The organism is Streptomyces sp. NPDC006393 (assembly GCF_040628575.1).
Lineage (GTDB): Bacteria > Actinomycetota > Actinomycetes > Streptomycetales > Streptomycetaceae > Streptomyces.
On the sequence record NZ_JBEXZD010000016.1, the window covers coordinates 85483 to 94389 of the forward strand.

Genomic DNA, 8907 nt, shown 5'->3' on the forward strand with positions numbered 1-8907 from the left:
CGCGTGTCGCGCACGGCACGCGCCCTTCTGTCGTCCCCCGTCGGTCGTCCTCCCTTGTGCCGTCAGCCGATCGCGCAGGTCTGGTCGCCGACCTTGAACGCGGTCGGCTTTCCGTTGGTCCCCGACCAGCTTCCGGTGAAGCCGAAGCCCACCGAGGAACCGGCCGCCACGTCGGCGTTCCAGCCGACGTTCTTCGCCGTCACCGACGCCCCCGACTGGGTGTAGTCGGTGTTCCACGCCTGTGTGACCTTCTGGCCGTCGGCGAAGGACCAGCCGAGCGCCCAGCCGTTCCAGGCCGTCGAGCCGGTGTTGGTGAGCTGGACGTCGGCCTGGAAGCCGCCTGACCACTGGTTGGTGATCTTGTAGGTCACCGAGCAGGCGCCCGTGGGCGGCGGTGTCGTGCCGCCGCCACCCGTGTCGCCGCCACCGCCCGTGTCACCGCCGCCACCGGTGTCGCCGCCTCCTCCGCCGGTGTCGGAGGTGTCCCCGTAGATCACTCCGCGGCCGTTCGTCGAGACGTACACGCGGCCGTAGACCCTGGGGTCACCCGTGATCGCCGCACCCGTCCAACCCCACTGGTGGGCGTCGTCGTTGATCCGCGTCCAGGTCGCGCCCCTGTCCGTGGAGCGGAAGATGCCCCGGACCCCGCCGATCTTCGCGCTGGTGTAGAGGGTCTGGTACGACGCCCCGCTCGCCGCCTTGCCGAAGCCGATCGTGTCGGCCTGCTCGACGTTGGACAGCTTGGTGAAGGACGTGCCCCCGTCGGTCGAGTGCCACAGCCCGTACGGCCCGTCGCTCGCGCCGCCCGCCAGCCAGATGTCGCCCTTGGCGCCGGGCAGTGCCTTGAAGCGCACGCTGTCGCCGCTCGGCAGCCCGGACGCGGCGGACGCGGTGAAGGTGGCCCCGCCGTCCGTGCTGACGTAGAACTTCCCCGAACTGAAGCCGTAGAAGGTCTTCGGGTCGACCCGGTCCGACTCGACGATCGCGCCGGACGGGACCCCGCTCGACGCCGACCACGACGACCCGAAGCCCGTCGTGTACTGCACGCCCGCGCCGGCCGGACTCCAGACGAAGCGGCTTCCGTCCGAGGCCGCCGCCACCGTGCCGCCGCCGCTGACGCCCGAGGGGTCCGCCCCGGCGAACCAGTTGGCGCCGTTGTCCGTCGAGAACGCGATGTGCGGGCCGGAGTCGAGGTCGCCGGTCCGGACGACCGTGTTCGGGTTCGTCTCGGCGAAGTCCAGGCTGGTGGTCGTGGTGAACGTGGGGGAGGTGAACATCATCGACGGGACCTTGGTGAGGTCCGTGTGGCGGAAGCCGCCGATGTCACCGAGGGCGCTGAAGAGCTGCGCCCCGCCGGACGGGGGAGCGGCGAGGTCGTTCACCGCCGTCTCCTCCAATCCCCGCACCATCGGCTTCACCGTGAACTGGCCGCCGCTGTCCCACTGGGTCAGGTTCTCGGTGCCGTACAGCGTCGCGCCCGTGCCGTACATCATCCGGTCGGAGTCGAACGGGTCGATCTCCAGCGACTCCGTCATCCAGCCCAGCTTCGGGGTCTGCTCGGGCGGCGACGGGTTCGCGCCGAAGGTGAGCCAGGGGGAGGAGGAGACGTCGATGGTGTAGCGGTTCGAGCGGTTGGGGTACGACGTGTAGTCCCAGGCCTTCGTCCAGGTGGCGCCGCTGTCCGTGGAACGGAAGATCTGGGTGTCCGGCCACCAGGAGCTGTAGGCCGTGGCCATCACCGTGCCCGGGTGCTGGCGGTCGACGGTCAGACCGCTGTACCCGAAGTAGGTGTCGGCCTCCGCCACCGGGCTGATGTCCGTCCAGGTGCCCGTCGCCGTCGCGTACCGGTACAGCCGGCCCTTGCCGCCGTCGTACGGGCCGCCGGTGTCGCTGTAGGCGAGGTAGAGATAGCCGTTCTTCGCGTCCAGCACGCCCTTGTGCGCCAGGTATCCGGTGGGCTGGCCCGCCAGCCGCTGCCAGGTCGCGCCCGCGTCCGTGGAGCGGTACACCGCGTTGTCCTTGTCGGCGACCCCGACGTAGATCGTCTTCGTGGCGCTGCCCGAGGCGCCCGTGGACTCGTCGAAGGTGACCCAGACGATCCCCTGGTTGTCGTTGGCGTACCCGGTCGTGTCGTTCGGGTCCTGCTGGTAGTTCCCGGGGTTGGGGAAGCTCGTCACCTGCGACCAGGTCGCGCCCGAGTCGGTGGAGCGCCACAGGCCCTTGCCGCTGGGCGCGCCCAGGTACAGCACGCTGTCCTTGTTCGGGTCGACCGCCAGCCGCTCGCCCATGCCGCGGCCCGGCATGTTGCCGCCCAGCTTGAACGGCAGATCGGTTTTCTTCCAGCTCGCGCCCCGGTCGGCGGAGCGCAGCACGGCGCCGTTGCCCGGGTCCCAGCTGTTGGTGTACGTCCCGACCGCCGCGTACACCGTGTCGGGGTCCACGGAGTCGGAGGCCAGGCTGACCACGCCCGTGTGGCCCCAGTCGTCCCAGCCGACCGAGTCGAGCAGCGGGGTCCACGTCTTCGTCGACTGCTCCCAGCGGTAGGCGCCGCCGATGTCGGTGCGGGCGTAGACCAGGTTCTTCTCGCTGCGGTTGAACACGATGCCCGGGACGAAGCCGCCGCCGTCGATCCGGGCGTTCTTCCAGGTGTAGGTGTCGGCGGCGACGGCCGTGGTCGCGTTCGCGGCGCCCGCGGCCAGCGCGGGTGGAGCACCGGCCAGCAGCCCGGCCGTCAGCGCGAGCACGGCCGTGAGCAGGCGGCCCTTGCGGAGGGTTCTTCGCACGGTGGGGTCCTCTCGGGGGAGGGGGGTGAGGGCACGGCGACCGGGTGGACCCCATCAGGACTGGGGTCCACCCGGCGGTACGCGGAGCAGCGGGGACTATTCGAGGAGCTCCGCGTACGAACCCATGGCGAGGGCGATGTCCGCCTGGGCCCAGAACCGGTGGTACGTGAACGTGGGCGCGGCTCCGCCCTTGAGGTAGGACTCGATCTTCGACCAGGCCGGGTCGTTCTTGTAGAAGGACCGGATGGAGGAGAAGGTCGAGGAGGAGTCGATCTTGTCGCCGTTCGGCATCGTGCCGGTCCAGCCGCTCGGCACGTACACGCTGTCACCGAACCGGCTGTAGTCGGTGCGGGTCTCCGGGACGGCGACGCCCAGGCTGTCCTGGTCGTTGTTCCACATGCCGTCCAGCAGCGCCTTCGCCGTCGACTTGGCCTGCGCGTCACCCGACTTGGCGCCGTAGTACGTCAGCGTCTTGGCATAGGCCGCCGCCACGCCGACGTCATTGGTGTAGTCGGCCACCGTGACGTGGAGCCCGCTGTTGGAGCCGGGGGAGGAGGCGTTCCACGTGTCCGGCTTGCCCGACCACTGGAGGGTGGAGGGGATCCGGAAGGTGCCGTCGGGGTTGACCGTGGTCTCGGACAGCGCCCACTTCACCCACTTGTCGAGGACGGCCTTCGCCTTGGTGTCCCCGGTCTGCTGGTAGTACTCGGCGACCCGCTCCATCGACCAGGCCTGGAAGCCGAACCACTGGTTGGACGGCGGGTCGTGGTAGACCGGTGCCTCGTCGTAGTACATGCCGTAGAAGGTCGGCGTGCCGGACGGCGGGGTGGCGTAGCGGCCCTGCCAGCTGTTGGTCGCGCCGCCCGCGATGGCGCCCTCGGACGACTGGAGCCACTGGTAGAACTCCAGCTGCCGCTGGAGCGACTTGCTCCAGTCGGTCGCACCCGTCGCCGACTTCGGCTTCAGGTCGGCGTAGGAGCTCAGCGCGTACGCGGCCAGCGGGTTCTGGTAGCCGCCGTGGACGTGGCTGGAGCCGATGCGCCAGGCCCAGCCGGCCGAGGAGTCCGTGGCGCCGCCCCAGGCGTAGTACCAGGACAGCAGGTAGTGCGAGGCGTCCTTGCCGGTGCCGGCCGGGCAGGTGGAGGCCCCGACACAGTTGCCGATCTTCTTGAAGTACTTGTCGTACATCGCGTAGCGCAGGTAGTCGCCCATCTTCGCCGCCTTGGCGACGGTGGCCGACACATCGCCGCCCTTGCCCTGCTGCTTGGCCCACACGTCCGCCCAGTACGCCGCCTGCACCGCACGCGCGTCGGCGTCGGGGGCGTCGGTGTACTTCCACTGCTTGGCGTAGGAGGAGTCGCCGGTGAACAGGTCCAGGTAGCCGTTCGTCCCGCCGTACTTGAAGGCGTCGCAGGTGGGCTGGGGCACGGTCTCCCAGACCGACTCCTGCGGGCCGCGCTGGAAGGTGTTGATGTACGACGGTCCGGTGGCCGTCGGGCCCGCCTCGCACTTGCCCGGCTCGTCGCCGTAGCCGTAGACGTTGTCCACGTCCTGGATCCAGTGCATGCCGTAGACGTCGTCCGTGCCGTAGGCGGACTTCAGCTCACCCGCGATCGGGTCGGAGCCGACCGAGACGGAGGTGTCGAGCTTGGCCGGGTACTGGTCCGGGGTGTCCTCCTCGGGCGCGTACGTGGCCGGCTTGGAGGCGTTGTAGAAGGAGTTGGTCGGCTGGTCCGCGTGCGTGGGGATCATGTACTTCTCCATGATTCCCCAGGCGTTGTTGAACTTGGACCAGTCGCCCGTCACCTTGCCGTACATCGCCTGGAGCCAGAGGAGGTAGCTGTAGGCCTCCGAGGTGGTCTCATGGCCGTAGTCGGGCGCCTCGACGATCAGCGTCTCCACCGAGTGGTACGGGATGCCCTCGGGCGAGAAGTAGCCGTTCGCCGGGTTGGTGATCTTCCCGTACAGGTCGAGGAAGCGGGCGTCGTACGCCTTGGAGGCGGCCAGCTCCGTGACGGTGACCGTGGCCTTGGAGTGACCGGGGGCCGAGACGGTGAAGGTGGCCGCGCCGGTGCCGGAGGAGTCCGCGGTGATGGTCACCTTCTGCGCGGTGCTCCAGTTGGACGGCGTGAAGGTGAGCGAGGAGCCGCCGGTCACGGACAGGCCGGTGTTGCCGTCCGTGCGGGCCACGCTCACCGTCACGTTCGCGCTGGGCTGCGTCGACAGCTTCACGTCGAAGGTGCCCGACTTGCCCTGCTGGACGCCCAGTTGGGTCGGTGAGGCCACCACGGCGGGACCGGAGGCGACCGTGATGCCGACCGGTGTGGACTCCGCGGAGGCGCCCAGGCTGTCGTACGCCTTCGCCACCAGGGAATGACTGCCCACGGTCAAACCAGAGGCCGAGAACGTGTACGGCGCGCTGGTGTCCGTGCCCAGCAGGGTGGTGTCGTCGTAGAACTCGACCTTGCCGATGGTCGCGTTGTCGGCCGCCGCCGCGGTCGCCGCCAACGGCACCGCCTCGCCCTGGGAGTAGGTGGCGCCCGCGGTCGGGCTGGTCAGCACGGTGATCGGCGGCTGGTGCGCGCCGGCACAGGTGGTGCCGTTGATCGCGAAGCCGGTGGGAGCGGTGTTGGTGCCGCTGTAGCTGAACTGGGCGCCGGTGTTCACGGCGGCCCCGGCGGCGATGGTCCCGTTGTAGGAGGCGTTCTTCACGGTGACCGACTGCCCGGACTGCGACCAGCTGCCGTTCCAGCCGTTCGACAGCTTCTGGTTGCCCGAGTAGCCGTACGTCAGGGTCCAGCCGTTGATGGCGTCGGTGCCGCGGTTGGTGATGGTGAGGTCGGCGGTGAAGCCGGAGCCCCAGTCGTTGGTCTTGTAGTCCACGCTGCACTGGAGTCCCGCCGCGTGCGCGGCGGTGGAACCCGTGGCCAGCATGGTCGTCGGGAGCGCGAGGGCCGCCACCACGGCGGTCCACAGACGCCGCGTCACGCGGCGTCCGCGTCTGGAGTGCATGTGCTGGTTCCTCCTTGCGGCTCGGAGAAGAAGGTGGGGGAGGAGCAACAAGCCATGAACCAGTGGGAGCGCTCCCATAGTGCGGACGGGGGTGAGGTCGGTCAAGTACTTGAAGGGTCGAAATGATTCGCCCGCCGGCCGACCCCCTCCTGTGCTGCACGGTTGAGGGAAAGTCGGCGAAAATCCGTGACCCCTCTGTTCTTTGCCGTCACTTGGCGCTACCTTCACTCGCACCAGTGGGAGCGGTTCCATCAGTCGACGCGTCCGTCACGGCACGCCCGATCTGCAAGGAGTCGCTCATGCGACACCCCCCGCGTTCAGTACTTTTAGCCGTCGCCGGTGCGGTCGCGCTCGTCGGGAGCGTGGTGGTTCCGGTGGTCACGGCACAGGGAGCCACACCCGCCTGCACGGTGGAGTACTCCGTCACCAACCAGTGGGCGACCGGTTTCCAGGCCGCCGTGAACATCACCAACAACCGCGCCGCGCTGAACGGTTGGAGCCTGACCTTCGACCTCGCCGACGGCCAGAAGGTCACCCAGGGCTGGAACGCCAAGTGGTCCCAGTCCGGCACCACGGTGACCGCGGCCAACGAGAGCTGGAACGGCTCCCTCGGCACCGGCGCGAGCGTCAGCGCCGGGTTCCTCGGCTCCTCGTCGGGCGCCGGCGCCGTGCCGACGGCGTTCAAGCTCAACGGCACCACGTGCAACGTGGATTCCGAGCCGTCGACGCCACCGCCGTCGACGCCACCTCCCTCGACACCGCCGCCGACGGAACCGCCGGCGAGCGGCACGGCCCCCGCGCTGCACGTCTCCGGCAACAAACTGGTGGACGCCGACGGCAGGAACCGCCGGCTGCTCGGCGTGAACCGGTCCGGCGGCGAGTTCATGTGCGTCCAGGGCTACGGCATCTTCGACGGCCCCGTCGACGACGCCGCCGTCAAGGCGATCGCCGACTGGAAGGCGAACGCCGTCCGCATCCCCCTCAACGAGGAGTGCTGGCTGGGACTTTCCAACATCAAGCCCGAGTACGCGGGCGCGAACTACATCGGCGCCGTCAAGGACCTGGTGGCCCGCGTCGAGGCGCACGGCATGACCCCGATCGTCGAACTGCACTGGACCAACGGCCAGTACACCGGCAACTCGGCGGGCTGCTCCGACGTGCACGCCACCTGCCAGAAGCCGATGCCCGACGCCCAGTACACCCCGTCGTTCTGGAAGTCGGTCGCGAGCACCTTCAAGGACGACCAGTCCGTCGTGTTCGACCTGTTCAACGAGCCGTACCCGGACCGGGCGACCTCCAGTGTCACCGACGCCTGGAAGTGCTGGCGCGACGGCGGCACCTGCCCCGGCATCGGGTACGAGGTCGCCGGCATGCAGGACCTGGCCGACGCGGTGCGCGGCACCGGAGCCAAGAACGTGATCATGGCGGGCGGGCTCGCCTACTCCAACGACCTGAGCCAGTGGCTGACGTACAAGCCGACCGACCCGGCCGGCAATCTCGTCGCCGCCTACCACGTCTACAACTTCAACACCTGCGCGAACGAGAGCTGCTGGAACTCCACGATCGCCCCGGTCGCGGCGCAGGTGCCGCTGGTCGCGGGGGAGATCGGTGAGAACACCTGCTCCCACGGGTTTGTCGACCAGGTCATGAAGTGGTTCGACGACCACGACCTGTCCTACCTGGGATGGACCTGGAACACCTGGGACTGCTCCTCGGGTCCGTCCCTGATCTCCGACTACGACGGTACGCCCACGGCGTACGGCGCCGGGCTGCGCGACCATCTGCGCGCCCTCAACCCGTAAGTCACCTCGGAAAGTTCCCCAACAGGAGGAATACCCCACATCATGAGCCGCAGCAGAACAGCGATGCTTGCCGCCCTGACCCTCGTCGCCGGGGGCACGGGCATGGCCCTCGCCGTCGCACCCGCCAACGCCGGCACCTCCGCCGCGCCCTGCACCGTCGACTACCAGGTGCAGAACCAGTGGTCCACCGGCTTCACCGCCGCCGTGACCATCACCAACAACAGTGCCGCGAAGTCCAGTTGGGCGCTGAAGTGGTCCTACGCCGGGGACCAGAAGGTCACCAGCGGCTGGAACGCGAAGATCACCCAGAGCGGCACCGCCGTCACCGCCACCAACGAGAGCTACAACGGCACCCTCGCCACCGGCGCCTCCACCAGCTTCGGCTTCCAGGGCACCTACAGCGGTACCAACGCGATCCCCGCGACCTTCACCCTCGACGGCGTCACCTGCAACGTCGACGGCGGTGGCGGCGATCCCACCACACCGCCCCCGACCACACCGCCCCCCACCACCCCACCCCCCGGCGGCAAGCTCGACAACCCGTACGTCGGCGCCAAGGGGTACGTGAACCCCGAGTGGTCGGCGCACGCCGCGGCCGAGCCGGGCGGCAGCCGCATCTCCAGCCAGCCCACCGCCGTCTGGCTCGACCGGATCGCCGCGATCAACGGCGTCAACGGCGGCATGGGCCTCAAGGCCCACCTCGACGAGGCCCTGAAGCAGAAGGGCTCCGGCGAGCTGGTCGTCCAGCTGGTCATCTACGACCTGCCCGGCCGCGACTGCGCCGCCCTCGCCTCCAACGGCGAGCTGGGGCCGAACGACATCGACAAGTACAAGACCCAGTACATCGACCCGATCGTCTCGATCCTGTCGGACCCGAAGTACGCGGGCCTGCGGATCGCCACCGTCATCGAGCCCGACTCGCTGCCCAACCTGGTCACCAACGCCGGCGGCACCGCGGGCAGCACCGACGCCTGCGCGACCATGAAGGCCAACGGCAACTACGAGAAGGGCGTCAGCTACGCCCTCGACAAGCTGGGCGCCCTCTCCAACGTCTACAACTACATCGACGCCGGCCACCACGCCTGGCTGGGCTGGGACAGCAACCTCGACCCGTCCGTCCAGGAGTTCTACAAGGTCGCCACCACCAACGGCGCCAGCGTCAACGACGTCACCGGCTTCATCACCAACACCGCCAACTACTCGGCGACGGTGGAGCCGAACTTCAAGGTCACCGACACGGTCAACGGACAGACGGTGCGCCAGTCCAAGTGGGTCGACTGGAACCAGTACGTCGACGAGCAGTCCTTCGC

The 8907-nt window shown here is 69.0% G+C and carries 4 protein-coding genes; 2 read left to right on the plus strand and 2 right to left on the minus strand.

Translation table 11 applies throughout. The features are described 5' to 3' along the window. Positions 1–62: 62 nt before the first annotated feature. The gene (locus ABZ484_RS10540) at positions 63–2783 is read right to left on the minus strand and encodes a cellulose binding domain-containing protein (protein WP_358865497.1); all 2721 of its coding nucleotides are present in this window, start codon (positions 2781–2783) and stop codon (positions 63–65) included. Between the two features lie 96 nt (positions 2784–2879). Next, the gene (locus ABZ484_RS10545; protein ID WP_358865498.1) at positions 2880–5795 is read right to left on the minus strand and encodes a glycoside hydrolase family 48 protein; all 2916 of its coding nucleotides are present in this window, start codon (positions 5793–5795) and stop codon (positions 2880–2882) included. Between the two features lie 299 nt (positions 5796–6094). Here ABZ484_RS10545 and ABZ484_RS10550 point away from each other — a divergent pair, with 299 nt between their 5' ends. Both ABZ484_RS10550 and ABZ484_RS10555 read left to right on the plus strand, forming a co-directional pair. After that, on the plus strand, positions 6095–7597 hold the full coding sequence (locus ABZ484_RS10550; RefSeq protein WP_358865499.1) for a cellulase family glycosylhydrolase: 1503 nt from the start codon (positions 6095–6097) through the stop codon (positions 7595–7597). Between the two features lie 42 nt (positions 7598–7639). Beyond that, positions 7640–8907 (plus strand): glycoside hydrolase family 6 protein (locus ABZ484_RS10555; protein ID WP_358865500.1); only part of this gene is annotated, 1268 nt, incomplete at its 3' end.

Excerpts from the sequence above, each read along its gene's own strand:
- ABZ484_RS10545 (WP_358865498.1), bottom strand. The coding sequence starts at position 5,795 with ATGCACTCCAGACGCGGACGCCGCGTGACGCGGCGTCTGTGGACCGCC.
- ABZ484_RS10550 (WP_358865499.1), top strand. The coding sequence starts at position 6,095 with ATGCGACACCCCCCGCGTTCAGTACTTTTAGCCGTCGCCGGTGCGGTC.